Raw genomic sequence first — 17,517 nt, forward strand, 5'->3', positions numbered from 1 at the left:
CTACAAAATGAGGCTGGAAATAAGTTTTGAATTTTGCTCAGTATCTATTGAATTGATTGAGACCATTATTAATCAGTTTTGCTCTAGCGAGTTTAAGAATATTGAGGTAAATCAACATTTAGATATTCTCAGTGTCAACCCTCTAAATAAGACTGTTTCAACCACGGTTAAAAAGTCTTTTAATTCCCTTGTGGAGTTTAAAACTTATTTTGAATCGCAGAAATACGTTCACAGAGTAGTGTTCAATTATAAATATGAGGATGATTGTTTCGAGGTTTTAGAGAAGTCACGTATCTCATTTATGACAGACAGAGCTGTGAGAGAAGTTGAAGAGCACTGTAGGGTTATTTCACTTGCTCCTAACTTTTTGAGTGTATCATATTTTAATCCGAAGGATCAATTATGTGATGCATTAGGCTTGGGCTTTGGTTTCAAGCCTCTAATCTCTGATGTCATGTCATATTACCCGGGTCATCTGATGATAATTGCTAAACGGCAGATATCCGCCAGCCAGTTTTTGAGAAATATTGGAGGTGTTGATTATGAAGATTATACATTATTAAAATTATCAGAAAACTCGAAAGAATACACACGTAAGGTTGAAAATACTGGTTTGAAAAGTCTGTTCGGAAAAAAATATCACTATGAATTTTCCTCCTTTTTCGCTAAGCAAAAGGGTTTTGTTAATGAATTGCTAGATGCGAAGATCTTGGAGGCAGATAAGGAAACATCACTGAAGGCTGGGTATATCAGGTATCAAGAAATGCCTTTAAATACTGACGAACTGCTCAGCTACTTTTGGATTAATGATGATGGCAGAATTGTTCCTGAAAAATATGCATCCTTGCTGTTTTACAATGTTTCAGCTAAAGGGCAAACGATAAAAGAGAAGGTGATTAATAAGAGTGATGGACTTGTATTTCTAGAGAATCAACGGAAATGAAAAAAAGAACACGACTAGAAAGAGAAATTATTAGTTGCCTAGCTGAAAGGGTTAAAAATATCAATTACGAATTATATAAAGAGGATTATTCAGGAAATCTTGGGCATAAAATTGAATTTGTAAAGAAGGTAGCGGAGGTTCAGGTCTATATGATATTGAGATTTGTAAAGCCTAATTATCTGCGGTTACAAACCCAGTTGGTTGTTCATAGTGAAAAAGTGAATCGTGAACTCGACGGGTATGTAGAAGCTTATGATGAGCATGGAGTGCCTTTGATAAATTTTGACATTGAAGATTATTATGAGGAGGAAGAGGGAGAAGATGCTAACTATTTCTTTATTGATAAGGGAAAAATTGAAGTAGAGGCTTTAGTAAATCGCATGTATGAGCGCTACTTTATGAAGGCAGAAACGGATTTTATTCCTAATATGTCAGGCTTGGAAAAGCTAGATCAATTTATTAATGATGAAAGAAATTGGGAGGGAGATAATTTGGTATTAAGTCCTTTTTGTTTTCCAATACAGTTTCAAATAATTGCTGGTACTGTTTGTGCTGTTCTTTCTGGAAATAACAAATCGGATTTAATTGTTAATCGATATTTAGAATACTCTAGAAAAGAGTTTAGAGTAAATGAGGATTCATTGATTGATGGTTATTGGAGATATTTGGAAGATAAAATGCCTGAAGTAAGCATGTAGGGAGTATTATCCAAATAAAAAATAAATGATGAAGAACAGAAAAAAGTTAAGCGCGTGGAGTTGAATTGAAAGGAAACCCTCCTAGTGTGTGTAGCGAAGCAATACGCGTGCTAAATCCAGGCCGTTGTAATTGTCGGCCTTATTAAAAATATATTAAGGTCTATAAACTTTAGTAGCTCCACTTTTCCCTTTTCTTAGGCTAGTAGTCTTTTCATAATGTGCTGTAGTTTATCTAAGCTATTTAAATGACACTGATATTAAGGCAGGGTCACATGTACAGACATACAATACAGATGTACAAACCTTGTAACAAAACCCATAATTAACTAAATTGAAACAAGAACAATGGAGGTCAGCATAAAAAGCTCCAATTCGTGTTCCTTAAAAATTAAAATTCAGTTAAGTGATTGATATTCAATAGTTAATAAGGGGTAGTTGTAATCCAGTCATCCCGACGATTAGATAACCATCTAAGTACAAAACCCTCCAAATTTCACGATTTGGAGGGCTTTTTAATTTTACCCCCTCCAGTAAATCACCTTTATTATCAATGAAAATGAGACCTATACGGTGACCTTTTTTATTGTTTAAATTTAGGTCACCAGAAAGGGCTTAAATTATTGATATTCAGGTGGAATAGGTGTTCTTGTGGCTTTAGATGGATTTTTTTTGTAATTATTAATGCTTCAGAGTTGATATTACTAATTACCAATCTAGCCATAATTTAAACTGCCGCATTTTAATTCTGCTTACAATCACTTCCTTTTCTCTATCCCGTTTCAGAATGATTTTTGCCTTTTCATTGAAATACTTGTGGATACTTTCAATACTGTTGAGATGCAAAATAAACTGTCTGTTTACTCTAAAGAAAAACTGCGGGTCAAGTTGGTCTTCTAATTCTTCCAGATTGTATGGCACAACAATAGAACTACCGTCAAGCAGTTTAAAATATACTACTTTATGTTCAAGAAAAATATAATCGATATCCTTTACGGCAATTACCTTGTAATTTTCACGATAATGTAGCAGGAAACGAGTTTTGTATTGTTTATGCTGTGTTCGCAGCATAGTCAAAATGCTATTGACATCTTCAGTTGAAGTTAATGAACGATATTCATTTACTTTTTCAAGTGCTTCTTCTAATTCTTCAGGAACAATTGGCTTTAGCAAATATGCCGCTCCATAAACTTTAAATGCTTGAAGGGCATATTCGTCGTAGGCTGTGGTGAAAATAACGGGTGATTGAATATTCACATTCACTTGGGTGTAAATTTCAAAAGACAAGCCGTCGGCTAGCCGTATATCCATAAAAATCACATCAGGATGAGGGTTCGCTTTCAACCATTCCACGCTTTCCTGTATGCTAGGTAAAGTCGCTAAACAATTGATAGTGTGATCATATTTTTCAACAATACCTTTTAAGCGCTCTGCATTGTATTGTTCGTCTTCGATGATAAGGTAATTCATAACAATACTTAAAGATTTAATAAAGGTAGTTTTACTTCAAAGCTTGTTTCCGTAGTGGTGACTTCTGGTATTTTTCCGTATAGCAAAAAGTACCGTTCTTTTATATTTTTCAATCCCATTCTGGTGCTTTTATAGTCTATATTAATTGGTTGGAGATTGTTTTTTACTTTTAGGGATCCATCATTACAGCTATCAATGGATAGGTATAGTGGTTGTTTGAGGGTAGAAATATTGTATTTAATGGCGTTCTCTATTAACAGTTGTAAAGTTACAGGTGGTATGCCTTTGCTTTTGTTTGATTCATAGATGTTTATATTTAAGAAGATGGTTTCTCCATGCCTTATTTTGATCAAGTGAAAATACATTTCTACAAATTTCAACTCATCTTCTAAGGCTACTACATCCTTTTTTGCAGTGGTTAAAATATAGCGATATACCCTTGACAGATTAGATAAAAATGCTTGTGCAGCTTCTTGGTTGGTATCAATAAGCTGGGTGAGAATACTGAAATTGTTAAACAGAAAATGGGGGTCTAATTGTAATCTCAACACTTCTAGTTCTGCTTGTAAAGCATTCTCCTTCAAGTGATGGGCGTGAAGTTCGAGTTTATTACTTTCAATAACTTTGGCTTTCCATTTTTCAAAAAAGAAAAAAGAATGGTAAAAGCTATTTACAAAAGCAGCTACGGCCATGTTTACTACCAGGTAGTGTCTTACGCCTAGCTCTATGTCTTGGTTAAATTCTGAGTTTTCTGGCCATAGTGTATCATAAACAATGTTTTCAATATACAGCAAAAAGAACATGGCGGCTATGACCACAATAGTGGTAACAAGGAAGTGTATTGATATACTGTTTCCCGAAATCAAATGTTTGTTAGCCCAGCTTGCTAGCGATGTCACAATCCAAAAAAGAATGGTATACATAGCAATGCCGCCAATAATAGTTGCTGAAATTTCTGACCATTTTGCCTCTGTATAAAAATCCCACCAACTGCTTTTGGGGTTCAACAAGTACTGGATAAGGTTCGCTAATGCTAATGAAACCAGCACACCACTCCAGCGGAAAAAATGTTTCCAATGCGGACGAACCAGAATTGTTGATTTATTATTCATTTAATTTCCACCTAACGATTTGTATAGAGCAATGTAAGCATTTATTTCTTTCTGAGTAGTCATCGTATGTGCTAATTCAGCCTGTAAATAGCCTTGTTGCACGGCTATTACTTCTAGGTAGTTAGCATCACCAAACTTATACAGCATTTGAGCATCAGTGATGGCTCTATCCAGTGCAGATTTTCTGTTTTTAACTTCTACCATTTGTTCTTTAATCTGTTCGATATTGCTCAAGGAGCTGCTTACTTCTTCTACGGCATTTAAAACTGATTTTCTGAATTTGTATACCGAGGCTTCTCGTTGGTGCAATGCTTGCTCATAAGACGACTTGATACTTCTTTTATTGAAAATAGACTGGGTTAATCCTGCCGTAGCATTTCCGAATAAAGAAGCTGGAATGGAAAACCAGTTGCTTGTTTTGATGGTGTTTAATCCTCCTTGTGCTGTGATTTTGATACTTGGGTAAAAATCGGCTTTGGCAATACCCACTCTTGCATTGGCTGCCTGTAATAATAATTCCTGCTGTTTCACATCAGGTCGGTTCTGTAGTAAATCTGCAGGAATACCTTCATCTGATGATGTTAGAAATACAGTATTTGTGAAAGAACCTAAACGAACTACCTCTGCCGGATAGCTCCCCGCTAATGTCTGCAAGGCGTTTTCCTGTACTTTTATGCTGGCTCTAATTTCAGGAATAAGTGAACGTGTCTCTGCCAGTTGGGCCTCTGATTGCCTAATGGCCAAAGAGCTGACGTCTCCAACGGAATATTGTATTTGCAGCATATCAAACGTTTCCTGCATACTTTCCTCAACATCCTGTGTAATGCGCAGCTGTTCGTCTAGGCTTAGCAAGTTATAATAGGCCTGCGCTGTTTGAGCAATCAATTGCAGGCGTAAAGCTCTTCGGTTTTCTGCCTGACTTAAATAATTGGCTAATGCCTCTTCTCTCTGCCTTTTTAGTTTTCCCCAGAAATCGAGATCCCAAGATACTGATGGAGCCAGGTTGTATTCTTGAAATATTGTGCTTCCGGCGAACGAACCCGTCATACTATTTTTCGAAAGCCGTTGAACACCGGCGCTAATTTGTAGGTTGACCTCTGGAAGGTAGTTAAGTTTTAGGCTTTTCAGCACCGCTTCGGTGGCTAAAATATGTTCAGCCGCGATATGTAAATCAAGGTTGTTAGCCATTACTTTATCGATCATGTCTACCAGGATAGTGTCAGCGAAAAAGTAATGATAATCAGGTGTTTCCGTAGTGTCACTGTTCGTGTCTCTGGTAACAGTGCTATATGTATGAGGAAGGTTTAGCTCCGGCCGTGTATAATCTTTGCTTACCTTGCAAGATTGTGCAAGCAAGACTAAAATAAGTCCGGCTCCTATGTTTTTTATTATTAAGTTCTTCATCGGTTATGCTTTTATGTTACCTGAAACTTTTTCCTGTAAGCTTTGGAAGATCATATACAAAACAGGAACAATCAATACGCCTAAGACCACACCGCTAATCATACCTCCGGCAGCACTGATGCTAATAGATTTATTGCCAAGCGCGGTTCCTCCTTTGGCAAACATCAGAGGTATTAAACCTGCTACAAAAGCGAATGAAGTCATTAAAATAGGGCGTAGGCGCATTTTAGCCCCAGCAATTCCTGCCTCGAAAATAGACAGCCCGGCCTTTCGTTGCTGCAGGGCAAACTCTACGATCAGAATAGCATTTTTGGCTAATTGCCCCATTAGCATAATTAGTGCTATCTGCACGTAAATATTGTTGTCCAGGCCAGCAAATCGGGTAGCGATAAACACGCCCAAGACTCCCGTAGGAAGCGACAGTATCACAGATAGCGGCAACAGGTAACTTTCGTACTGACCCGCAAGAAGAAAATAAATGAAGAGAATACTCAAACTGAAAATGAATACCATTTGAGATCCTGATTTTTTTTCTTGCAGACTCAATCCACTATATTCATAGCCATATCCTTTTGGTAATTCTTGCTTGAGGACTTCATCTACAGCATTCATTACTTTTCCTGTGCTGGCATCGCCTGCGGCATTTACATTCACTGAAATGCTGTTGTATAGATTGTAGCGGCTTATGTCTTGTGGGCCAAATACTTTTTTAAGTTTTATTAATGTTGAAATAGGCACCATTTGATTCATGTTGTTGCGAACCATTATATTTTCTAAGGAAGATTCATTTTTTCTGTAATCAGCTTCAGAGCGCACATTTACCCTATACAGCCTTCCGAATCGGATAAAATCTGTGGTCTGTGACCCCGTCAAATACAATTGCAAAGCATCCATCACCTCTCTAGGGGTTAAGCCCAATTGCTGCGCTTTGTCTTCGTTCAGTTCTACTTCATATTGTGGATAATCGCTGCGAAAGCTGGTAAATGCCATGCCTATTTCAGGGCGATTGTTTAAAGCTTCGATAACTTTTCTACTTACCTTTTCAAAATCGATGATGTCACCGGAAGTCCTGTCCTGCAATACGAATTCCACGCCTCCTGCTGTACCGAAACCTTCGACAGCAGGATTACGGAAAATCATAAATTCGCCTTTTATTTTATTTTTCATTGCAGATTCAATTTTATACATCACCTCATTGATGTCTGATACTTCCCCTCGGTCTTCCGGTTTTTTAAGGGTAATAAAGCCCATGGCTGAATTGGGAGAAGCTCCGGATGAAAACATATTAAACCCGGAAACGGTACTGATGCTTTTTACTTCCGGCAGTTCTGAAACGATTTTCGTAGCCTTTTCCATCTCTACCGTGATAAACTGTAGGTTTGTGCCAGTTTGTAGGTTCACAGCAAAACTCAGGTTGTTATCATCCTCTGCTGGAATAAAACCTTTTTGGGCATTCGTCATCAAAAGAAAGGCACCAACGGAAACCAATAATAATGCTCCTAGGGAAATCACTTTTTTCTTTCCTAAAAACTTTACAGCTCCGATGTACTTATTTGTGAGTCTTTCAAAGCTGGTGTTGAAAGCATCTGAAAAACGTTGAGTAAATTTCTTATTTCCTTCGGAATGATGATTTTTCAATAATAAAGCACAGAGAGCAGGGCTCAATGTAAGGGCGTTTACTGCTGAAATCAAAATAGCAATGGCTAGTGTATAGGAGAACTGTTGATAGAATATGCCGGCAGGCCCTTTCATAAAACCTACTGGTAAAAATACGGCTGCATTTACCAAGGTGATGGAAATGATGGCTCCACTGATTTCGCTCATGGCCGATACCGTGGCGGTCTTAGCTGATTCGCCGGTTTGCTGCATTTTAGCATGTATGGCTTCTACCACTACAATGGCGTCATCTACTACTATGCCAATGGCGAGCACCAAGGCGAACAAAGTCAATACATTAACCGAAAAGCCAATGAGATAGATGAAAAAGAATGTGCCGATAATAGACACTGGTACCGCTATGGCAGGGATAATGGTAGAGCGAAAATCCTGAAGAAAAACCAACACAACTATGAATACCAAGATGAATGCTTCGATCAGCGTGGATTTCATCTGTGAAACAGACGTATCTAATCGATCTTTCATGTTCTGGATAAGGTCGTATTTGATACCATCGGGAGCATTGTTCTGAAAACGCTCCAGCGATTTTTTTACTTCAACGGCAATATCATTGGCATTGGAGCCACTGGCCTGAATAACGGCAAATACGATAGAGGGCATTCCATCGGTATACGTATCACTCGAATAATTAGATAGCCCAAACTCAATACGGGCAACGTCTCCCAGGCGCAAAACAGCACCATCGGTTTTTGATCGAAGAATGATCTTTTCAAATTCTTCAGGCCTATTAAGCTTGCCTTTATAGCGCAAGGTGTACTGTAACGCAGCATCACTTTCTTCGCCCAGTGTTCCTGGGGAGGCTTCAAAACTATATTGCTGTATGGCAGTTTCTACATCTGCAGGTACTAAACCATAAGACGATAACTTGGTGGGATTGAGCCAAACACGAACTGAGTATTCTTTGGAGCCAAATAAGCTCACATTGCCTACACCAGGGATACGCTTAAGCTCTGGGATCAAATTGATTTCCGCATAATTGGAAAGAAATCCCTCATCATATTTTTCGGGTTTTTCGCTGTTTACATTCACAATCATCAAATAGCTAGACTGCTGCTTAGTGGTGGTCAGTCCGAGCCGTATTACTTCCTGTGGCAGTTGGGCATTGATTTGTGCCACTCGGTTTTGTACGTTGACGGCCGCCTGATCGGGATCTACCCCTTGTTTAAAAATGATAGTCGTAGAAAAGCTGCCATCATTAGCTGCACTGGATGTCATATACTGCATGTTTTCCACTCCATTGATGGCTTGCTCTAAAGGAGTTACTACCGAGCGAATGACACTTTCTGCATTGGCTCCCGGATAAGTGCCCGATACGTACACCGTTGGTGGTGCGATTTCGGGAAATTGGGTCATCGGAATTCGTAGTAAACCTATAATCCCTAAAAGCACTAGAATGATTGAGATTACCGTGGCTAGTACGGGTCTTTTTATAATCTTGTTTAACATTTTTAGCGAATTTTAGGGATTAACTTTTGGCGAGATGGTGGCATTTTCAGGGATTGATGCCAGCTCATTGGCAATGACTTGGTCCCCGGGATTGAACCCAGACTTTACGATGTAAAAATCATCTGATTTGATATAATCTTTCAGGGCTATACGCTGCATTTGGTTGGAGCTGTCCAGCAGGCCTACCATAAGTTTGTCTTGCAGTTCGTAGGTGGCTAAAAGCGGTATTTTATATACGTTTTGCTCTGTAGATTTTAAAACTACTCTGCCTGTGTTGCCTGTTCTTAATAGTTTTTCTGGATTAGGAAAAGAAGCGCGAAGTATTACCGACCCTGTGGTTGCATCGAATTGCCCATCCATCATATCTATTTTTCCCAGGTGATTGTAAGTGCTTCCATCTGATAGTAACAGGGTTACATCCTGAAAACTTTTTAGTTTTTCTAATAATGTGGATCCAGGGCGCGAAGCATTTATCTTCAGAATTTCGTTTTCGGAAACCGAGAAATAGGCGTAGATTTCACTTACCTGAGATAATGTGGTTAAAGCCTGGGCGTCATTAGGCCCCACTAAAGCCCCCTGGCGATTGGGAATGCGGCCAATATAGCCGCTTACGGGTGCTTTTACTACAGTAAATCCAAGATTAACATCAGCAGAGGCTACCAGCGTTTCTTGTTGCTTCAAGGCTGCTTTTGCGTTTTCGTATTCGGTTTTTGCTTTCTGATATTGAAAATCAGCGACCACATTGTTTTCACTCAATACTTTATATTTATCCAGCTCAAGTTTTGACGATTCTAGCTGTGATTTGGCCATAGCTAAAGAGGCTAATGCTGTGTTTTTCTGTTCACGATACACGCTCGCATTAATGCTAAACAAAGCTTGGCCAGCCTTTACATAGGCTCCTTCGTCTACATATATTTTATCTATATAGCCACTAATCTGAGGGCGAAGCTGGATGTTATCTTTTCCCTGCAAGCTTGTTGGGAAGGCTTTGTTGATAACGGCATCGGTGGGTTGTAGTGTTATTACTTCTGCCTTAATAGTATCATGCTCTTGCTCAATTTCATTTTTGGAATTGTTACAGCTCTGAATAAAAATAGCGGCTGCTAAAAATAACATCAGGGCAGTTTGTTTTTTCTGAATCAAACGCTTCATTCGGGTCTTCTTTAATTTGACGATTTTGAATGTCAAAGCTAGAACCCCTTCTTAGTTATATTTGCTACAATCTGATCGAAGTGTGGAAATTGGAAACTGAAATGTGGATATTAACAATTAGGTTTTTTGTTGAGATGCGCTTTTTTGATTCATCATGTATTCGAAATGCCTTTTTTTCTCTTGTTATGGTTTGTTCTGAATTCAACCCTTTATATCGTAGAGCGGTTCTATATTTTAGCTAGAGTAATGTTTTGAGATACCCAGGGGCCTTTGGTGCACCTACACCTAATGTTGAAAACTGCACAAATAGATAATGTGAGTTGATAATGTTGTTTTCTTTTAAATAAATGGCAAACAAGCTTAATCTAACTTGCTAAGATAGTCGGAACAAAAGGCTCAAGCGATTTTCATGAGGTGAAGTAGAATCAGTAAAAGATACTGATCCTTCTAGGAGTGGAGTACGATTCTAGTGAGCTAAAGATAATCTTGTTATTATAATACATAAAATTTGTTGGCTGAATTTATTGTTACTGATGAAGCGTCTTCACCTAGTAATTGCAAGATATTACTTTCAATGGTTTCTGCTATGGACGTTATTGGTGTGTCCGTAGGGATATTCTCAAAAGGATCCTGCATTCTGAAGGCTGCTTTCTCTAAGAAAAAGAATACAGTAGATACAATTAATAGGATGAAAAATTGTAACATGAAGTGCTGTAATTCAAAAGCAACAGATAAAGAAAGGAAAATGACGAATAAATAAATGGTTGTATGAAGCCCATATCTATATATAGCAGGAAAGACAGTGTTTTTTATCCTTTCGCACTTACCCATGGATGCTGTGAGACTAGCAAGGGTCTCTTCAATTTTTATTTGTGAGAATTTGTCTATTTTCCCCATTTTGTGTAGTTCTCTGATGTTCATATTTTGAAGAGAAAGGAGGCATAATGGTTTGTGTTTATGATCATTTACTAGCTTAATGTCATCTTCAGATAAAAATCTTTTAGGTATTTTACTGGAGGTCTCTTTCCTAAGTGCTTGACCTAAATAGTAACCCCAGCATACTTGTCTGTAACTTATATTTTGTATTTCCTGGTTTCCTTCATCTACATACATTTGTAATTGCAAGACCAGAGTACGGGAATCATTCACTATTTCTCCCCATATCTTTCTTGCTTCCCACCATCTTTCGTATGACTGGTTAATCATATAGGATAAAAGTATCGATATGGCAACGCCTAAAGTAGTAGCTATGCTAATTGGTATGTTAGATAAAAATGAACTAAAGAAAAAGGGTAAAACAGCAGTGAAAATTGCTATTAATGAAACGAAGAACAAGGGGGTTTTTAATTCATTAAAAATATAAGATAATGGAATTTTATTTTTATATATCATAAAAAGAGTATGTTAAGTCTGTATCTTGAATTTAGGCTATGCTAATGAGTTGAAAAAACTTAAGGAGCTAAGCTGTGTGATGTTGTAATTGATGAAGCGGCTTCAAAAAATTGATATAAGCTATTATTCTAGCTTCAGCTGACATTATAAATATGCAGTATAATCATTGTCTGATTGTACTGTGGCTGTTAGCTAAGCATAGTATGGCATAATCCTAGTTGTGCCACTGTCTTTAATTATGTAAACTAAAAGATATAATAAAGCCCTTCTTTTGAGTGCGGCATTAATGAGGCTAAATAGAATTTTAGTGAGCGATTATTTTTGATGAACTGCTTCTATTCTCCCTAGTGAGCGAAGCATTTTTATATGATCAATAATGGCTGCCCAAAAGGATTTCTTGATGAGATAAGGAATACCATATTCTTGAGCGGTTGTGGCTACAATGCTTGATAGCTTATTGTAATGTGTATGACAGATATTTGGGAATAGATGATGCTCAATCTGATAGTTTAGCCCACCAATAAGCCAAGAAAAGGATTTACTTCGAGGGGAATAATTACTCGTAGTAGCGAGTTGGTGTACAGACCAATTGTTGGCAATAAGTCCGTTTTTATCGGGTAGAGGGAAGTCAGCGCTAGGCATTACATGTGCGGTTTGAAAAACAATACTAATGAGTATGCCTGTAACCATATGCATACTTATAAATGCTAGTAGTATTATCCACCAAGCGAGAGGCACCATAATTAATGGTAAAATTAGAGTATATGAGTAATACAGTAATTTCCAGGCACTAATTTCAAAAATGGTATTTTTATATTCATTTTTGCCTTTAAAAAAGCCCATTTTCTTATAGCGTTTAACTCTTACAAAGTCCTTACTGGTGATCCATGAAATGGTGGATAAGCTGTAAAAAAACCAGATATAAATATGCTGGAATCTATGGAGCCAATATCTTTTAGCGTGAGGAGAAAAGCGCAGAAAAAAGGGAGCATTTATATCGTCGTCAGATTCACTGATGTTTGTATAGGTATGGTGTAGTACGTTATGCTGAATCTTCCAAACTGAGGCATTCGCTCCAATTAAATTCATTGTATATCCCATCCATTGATTTACTTTTCTCTTTTTTGAAAAGGATCCATGTATGGCATCATGCATGACCCCCATGCCTATGCCTGCCATTCCTAGGCCACTAAGAATATATAAGCCAAACAGTGAAAATGCATTAGTAATAATTCCTGTATTAAGCATTATCAGCGGTCCGAAAAATAACATAAGCATACACGCAGATTTAAAGATCATCCGAGAGCTTCCTTGCTTAATTAGATTGTTAGTTTTGAAGTACTGGTTTACTCTTAATTTCAGTTGTTCTGCAAATTCAGAGTTTTTGTCAATTAAAAATTTTGGGGCTTTTGTCATGTACTGGAGTAACCTCCCCCATAGCCTTTAAGTTCAAAATGTTTAAAGACTAAAACAATATACTTACAAACATTTACTATTTTTTGGGCAGCTTTAAAGGGTAAAGCAAAAGCAGATGTTGCTTAGAGAGCATTGGAGCACTTATTCTTCAGTATCTACTTTATTCGCAAATTCTCTATGGGCTTTTAAATAAACAGGAAGATTGTCGCTCATAGAGGCATGGCCGGCGTTGGGTATTTCAACGTACTCAGCATCCTTAACCATTTTCACATATTGCTTCACATCCTCAGGGCGAGCTTCGTCGTACTGGCCTGTGGTAAATAATACAGGAACGTTAAGCTTTTTTAGAGCGTCAATGTTGTCGTAATTGCGTAAAGTTCCGGTAGCTCTAAATTCACTAGGTCCCCACATGTAGTTATAGATAAAACCACTGCCAGGTGCTTGCACTGTATCATAAGGATGCTTTGAGCTCTTCGTACGTAGCAGATGCTGGCTAGAAAAATAGGCATTAGCTTTTTTATAGGCCTCACTGTCATAAACACTATCTCTATTAGCTATTGCGATGGCCTGCTGGATGCTGTCAGGCATTTCAGAGACTAGCTGATTGGTGCCAGCTATCCATTTTGGAGTGCTGAAGTAGGGGCTATTAAACACAATGCCTTTGATGCCTTCAGGGTGTGCTTCATAGCACTCTAGCGCTAAAGCAGTACCCCATGAATGCCCTGTTAGGTAGTATTCTTTAAGTTTCAAATGTTTTACTACAGCATTTACCTGCTCTACAAAATTTTCCACTTTAAGTAGTGAAGTATCAGTGTGGTGGGTAGATTGTCCACTTCCCAGCTGATCAATCATAATTATAGGACGGTCATCGGTAAGAGGCTCCATGTCAAAATAGCGGCGACTAGTGCCCCCGGGGCCTCCATGTAGGCAGACATAGGGAGCTTGGCTTCCTTCGCCCATAATGCCGTACCAAACTTTACCACCTTCTACATCTACAAGCCCGGCACCAGGTTTTAAATAGGGGGTAGACGATTGCTTGGTGTTGCAACTAGCAATTAAAACAATAAGAAATATGGTAAATGAAATACGCATCTTTATAATTTTTTTGTGAAGTTATAAAAAATAACCAAAGGCTTTTAGGGCCTTTTGATGGGTGGTTGGGAGCATGGGAGGTCACCTATATGAAAAGTCTTTCATTATGGAAAACCTTCCTAATCACTACACCAAATCCTTATTAAAATAACCACCCCTGTTTTCTTTCCTATCTATTGACTGCTCTATGATGAGGTAGGCAATAGTTACCAGGTTTCTCAATTCGCAGAGCTGTGGAGATAGTGTGGAGTTATCATACAGATTCTTGGTTTCTTTGTATATCAGGTGCAGTTTTTCTTTGGCTAGCCTAAGTCTTTCGTTTGATCTTACAATGCCTACCAAATCACTCATAAGGGTTTGCAGTTCTTTACGCATGTGCGTAATTACTATTTTCTCTTTCGGTTCTACCGTTCCTTCAGCGCTCCACTCGTTTATCTCTGCTGGAATTTCAATTGATTCGTATTTTTTGATACCATCCTTGTAGCACTTATGGGCATATACTAGTGCTTCCAGCAGTGAGTTAGAGGCTAGTCTGTTAGCTCCGTGCAGGCCTGTGTTGCTGCATTCACCGCAGGCGTATAGGTGACCTACATTGGTTCGGCCTTTCATATCTACATTAATACCACCACACAGGTAATGAGCTGCCGGTACTACGGGTATCATGTCTTTTTCGGCATAAATACCCAGGCTGGCACATTTCTCATAGATGTTAGGGAAATGCTTTTTAAAGGCTTCCATGTCTAAGTGTCGACAATCCAGGTATACGAAGTCATCGCCACTAATTTTTAGTTCAGAGTCAATGGCTCGAGCTACAATGTCACGAGAGGCAAGCTCTTCTCTTTGGTCATACTTATGCATGAATGCTTCGCCAGATTTTGTTTTAAGCTTAGCTCCAAAACCTCTTACGGCTTCTGATATTAAAAAAGAAGGTGAAGCCCCCGGGTTGTATAACGAAGTAGGATGAAACTGGATAAACTCCATGTTTTGAATAAAGGCTTTGGCGCGGTATGCCATGGCTATGCCGTCTCCGGTAGCTACTAATGGGTTAGTAGTGCTTTTGTAAACATGGCCTGTGCCTCCGCTAGCCAAAAGAGTGATTTTTGATAAAAGCCTTTCTATCTGTTGGGTTTTCTGATTGAGCACATAGGCTCCGTAGCATGTAACCTCACCCGGTTTTACTTCAGGCTGTTCTTTAAAATGATGCTCTGTGATCAAATCTATGGCAAAATGATACGACAGAATTTCTATATTAGGCATAGAGTGCACCTGTTCGAGCAATGCACGAGACATTTCCCAGCCTGTAACATCTTTATGATGAACTATGCGGTTGACAGAATGACCACCTTCTCTGCCCAGATCATAATCTCCAGATGGATGCTTATCGAACTGGGCGCCCCAATTCGTAATCTCTCTAAATCTTTTTGGACCTTTTTTGACCACCATTTTCACCACCTCCTTGTCGCACAGTCCGTCTCCCGCTATTAAGGTGTCAGTGATATGGTTTTTAAATGAATCTTCGTCTTTATCCAGCATTACAGCTATGCCTCCCTGTGCATATCTGGTGTTAGATTCACTCTCTTCTGCTTTGGTTACTATCGTCACCTTGGCATCGGGCCGTTTACTAGCCACTTTTAGCGCATAAGCAAGTCCGGCTAGTCCGGAGCCTATCACTAAAAAGTCAGTATTAAATTTCATAATGGCATCTCTTTCTAAAGCACTTGAGCTTTAATCATGGCTTAAATGTAAGTGATAACAATTGAATTTTTTGTTAAGATATGCTCAGCATCCTTTCAATTGGCCTTCTTCCTTTTTCTATCACTTCTTCTGATAGGATAATCTCAGGAGACTCGTACTTCATGCAGAGATAGAGTTTTTCTAGGGTATTTAGTTTCATATAAGCACATTCACTACAAGCGCAAGTGTTGTCTTCGTTGCTCGGGGCAGGTATCAGGATTTTGTTAGGCACTTCTTTGGCCATCTGATGCAGAATGCCGGCTTCTGTGGCTACTATAAATTCTTCACCTTTATCTTCTTTTACAAATTTTAATAATTGAGAAGTAGAGCCAATAAATTGTGCAGTTTTCAACAGGGGCTCTTCAGATTCTGGGTGTGCAATAATTTTTGCTTTAGGATGCTTCTTGTGAAGATCAAGTAATCTTTCTATAGAAAAGGCTTCGTGTACCATGCAAGAACCTTCCCAAAGCAGCATGTCTCTTCCTGTTTCTTTTATAAGGTATTTTCCCAGGTTTTTGTCTGGTGCAAAAATAATTGGCTGGTCTTTAGGGATGGATTCGATGATCTGTACGGCATTAGATGAGGTACAGGTAATATCACTTAAAGTTTTGATCTCCGCCGAACAGTTGATGTAAGTAATTACAATATGATCAGGGTGCTGGTCTATAAACTTTTTGAATTCAGCAGGAGGGCATGAGTCAGCTAAAGAGCAACCGGCTTTTAGGTCTGGTAAAAGCACTTTTTTTTCAGGATTGATGATTTTAGCAGTTTCTGCCATAAAGTGAACACCTGCAAACACAATGGTTTCAGCATCGGTCTGAGCCGCTTTTTTAGCTAAGGCCAGACTGTCTCCTAAATAATCAGCGATGTCTTGTATTACGGCCTCCTGATAGTAATGCGCCAGAATTACCGCATTTTTTTCTTTTTTTAGCTTTTGGATTTCTGCTACTAAATCAAGCTTCTCATCCACTTTGAGGTTAAGATAACCTAGTTGATTAAGATTTTTCTTTGCTTCAATAATGTTTGGTGTCATTTTCTGTTTTCCTCTTTTCCCAAAAGTCTAAATAACTTCCAGCTTAAAAAATATGTTTACTTATTCTGAAAATAATTGGTCAGTAGTAGGCTAAGCATTCCATTCGCGGTTAACAATGGGTAAATTTAAGGCATTTTGATGAATGGGTTGCCAGAAATGTATATTATAGCCTTTGAAATGTTATTTTAATTGGTGGTCGAATTGAAATACTGCGATTTGGAGACCTTCCAGAGAGGCGTTCCAGTGAGACTATATGTATGAGAAAGGCCTTGTTCTTATTGTACGCATAAATTGTAATTTCACTTTTTTCATAGTAATGGAATGATTTCATTTTGATGAAATGCCTATAAAAGTGAGTTATGACTTTACTGCTTTGCTCACGCCTATTGATTTTACTAGGGGTAGGAGTAGCTCACATTAGTAAAAGAACGCATGGGTGTTTGCGGTTTCTATGTTGATTATTTTATTAATACAGCCGTGTTATCAAGGGGTGCGGGTATTGTTTCCAATATTACCTTTCGGAATATTCTTCTTGTTGAAAGGATTAGAGGTTTTAGAGGGGGAATACGATTTTCATTATTTAACTCTTATTCTTCTCATATTCCTATGTTTAATGCAGCTGATGATCAACATAAAAAATACAAAGACTTATGATTGCTAAGGATGCAAATCAGAGCTACACTTTAGGAAATGAGGCAGATGTATGCCTCTTTTAATCAATTGCCTGAAGATGCAGTAATAGCTTTTGCAAAACCTAGGCTGATGAGGCTTTTTTTCTGGCCGTAACGCAATAGAGATGAGATCAGATGGGTTTCCGAGTTCGCCAGCACAGTACATCTTACGGAGTAAAGGTTTAACTCCTCTTCATTATAAAGTGATAATTGAATCTGAAACTTTGTTTTGTTAAAGAAGTGGATGGTAATAATTATGTATTTGTTTCTTTTTATGTAA

12 protein-coding genes are annotated in these 17,517 nt (G+C 38.3%); 2 read left to right on the plus strand and 10 right to left on the minus strand.

The window, feature by feature from the left end:
* Positions 1-7: 7 nt before the first annotated feature.
* Both JL102_RS03200 and JL102_RS03205 read left to right on the plus strand, forming a co-directional pair.
* A complete protein-coding gene (locus tag JL102_RS03200) occupies positions 8-943 on the plus strand; it encodes a hypothetical protein (RefSeq protein WP_202242316.1) in 936 nt (311 codons plus the stop codon).
* The gene (locus tag JL102_RS03205; RefSeq protein ID WP_202242318.1) at positions 940-1,641 is read left to right on the plus strand and encodes a hypothetical protein; all 702 of its coding nucleotides are present in this window, start codon (positions 940-942) and stop codon (positions 1,639-1,641) included. The genes JL102_RS03200 and JL102_RS03205 overlap by 4 nt, the downstream gene beginning before the upstream one ends.
* Positions 1,642-2,346: 705 nt before the next feature.
* Here JL102_RS03205 and JL102_RS03210 read toward each other — a convergent pair.
* From JL102_RS03210 to nadA, 10 genes are all read right to left on the minus strand, one after another.
* On the minus strand, positions 2,347-3,108 hold the full coding sequence (locus tag JL102_RS03210) for a LytR/AlgR family response regulator transcription factor (RefSeq protein WP_237390321.1): 762 nt from the start codon (positions 3,106-3,108) through the stop codon (positions 2,347-2,349).
* 8 nt (positions 3,109-3,116) lie between these two features.
* Complete coding sequence (locus tag JL102_RS03215; protein WP_202242320.1) at positions 3,117-4,220, minus strand: sensor histidine kinase; 1,104 nt, start codon at positions 4,218-4,220, stop codon at positions 3,117-3,119.
* Positions 4,221-5,624 carry an efflux transporter outer membrane subunit gene (locus JL102_RS03220; protein WP_202242322.1) on the minus strand — a complete coding sequence of 468 codons (1,404 nt, stop codon included), beginning with the start codon at positions 5,622-5,624 and terminating at the stop codon, positions 4,221-4,223.
* A 3-nt stretch (positions 5,625-5,627) separates the two neighbouring features.
* Entirely contained in the window at positions 5,628-8,747 is a 3,120-nt protein-coding gene (locus JL102_RS03225; protein WP_202242324.1) for an efflux RND transporter permease subunit, read from the minus strand.
* Positions 8,748-8,759: 12 nt separating this feature from the next.
* Positions 8,760-9,899, minus strand: a complete 1,140-nt coding sequence (locus JL102_RS03230) for an efflux RND transporter periplasmic adaptor subunit (protein ID WP_202242326.1) — start codon at positions 9,897-9,899, stop codon at positions 8,760-8,762.
* A 492-nt stretch (positions 9,900-10,391) separates the two neighbouring features.
* Positions 10,392-11,291, minus strand: coding sequence for a bestrophin family protein (locus JL102_RS03235; RefSeq protein WP_202242328.1), 900 nt, complete (start codon positions 11,289-11,291; stop codon positions 10,392-10,394).
* 315 nt (positions 11,292-11,606) lie between these two features.
* A complete protein-coding gene (locus JL102_RS03240) occupies positions 11,607-12,569 on the minus strand; it encodes a fatty acid desaturase family protein (protein ID WP_202242330.1) in 963 nt (320 codons plus the stop codon).
* A 279-nt stretch (positions 12,570-12,848) separates the two neighbouring features.
* Positions 12,849-13,799, minus strand: coding sequence for a proline iminopeptidase-family hydrolase (locus JL102_RS03245; protein WP_202242332.1), 951 nt, complete (start codon positions 13,797-13,799; stop codon positions 12,849-12,851).
* A 126-nt stretch (positions 13,800-13,925) separates the two neighbouring features.
* Positions 13,926-15,494: an L-aspartate oxidase gene (nadB, locus tag JL102_RS03250; RefSeq protein ID WP_202242334.1), complete on the minus strand. Its 1,569-nt coding sequence runs from the start codon at positions 15,492-15,494 to the stop codon at positions 13,926-13,928.
* 73 nt (positions 15,495-15,567) lie between these two features.
* A complete protein-coding gene (gene nadA / locus JL102_RS03255) occupies positions 15,568-16,566 on the minus strand; it encodes a quinolinate synthase NadA (protein WP_202242336.1) in 999 nt (332 codons plus the stop codon).
* Positions 16,567-17,517 lie beyond the last annotated feature (951 nt).

It is taken from the genome of Fulvivirga sediminis (assembly GCF_016757215.1).
Classification (GTDB): Bacteria; Bacteroidota; Bacteroidia; order Cytophagales; family Cyclobacteriaceae; genus Fulvivirga; species Fulvivirga sediminis.